The organism is Shigella sp. FC1967 (assembly GCF_001743005.1).
GTDB lineage: Bacteria > Pseudomonadota > Gammaproteobacteria > Enterobacterales > Enterobacteriaceae > Proteus.
This window is the reverse complement of the sequence record NZ_MIIZ01000104.1, coordinates 1-291: the sequence shown is the minus strand read 5'-3', so window position 1 is coordinate 291 and position 291 is coordinate 1. Positions and strand designations below refer to the sequence as shown.

1 protein-coding gene is annotated in these 291 nt (G+C 46.0%); it reads right to left on the bottom strand.

Annotation, left to right across the window (positions count from 1 at the left end; translation table 11 throughout):
- Window positions 1-291: DUF3304 domain-containing protein (locus BHE89_RS00845; RefSeq protein WP_128860262.1), on the bottom strand; the 291-nt coding region annotated here is incomplete at both ends.

Sequence of the window (291 nt, the reverse complement as noted above, 5' to 3'; positions counted from 1 at the left end):
CCCGGGGAATAACAAGATAATGTGATCCGAACTTCTTGGCAGGGAAGAAAATGCACTTTGACATCACAAGGGTCGTCATACTCAGGAATTTCTACCATTTTGCTATAACGACGATAATTAGCCTCATGTAACCTCATATATTCATCGTAGTAAGGATCGCTAAACTTGGGAATATCACCGGGGTAAGCATCGGGATCGACTTCCCATTCCACTTTGACCCATTGATTCGGCGTCCACTTTGCCGGCACGACAATGCAACAGGTTCCGCCACCGCCTTTGCCATAATAACCA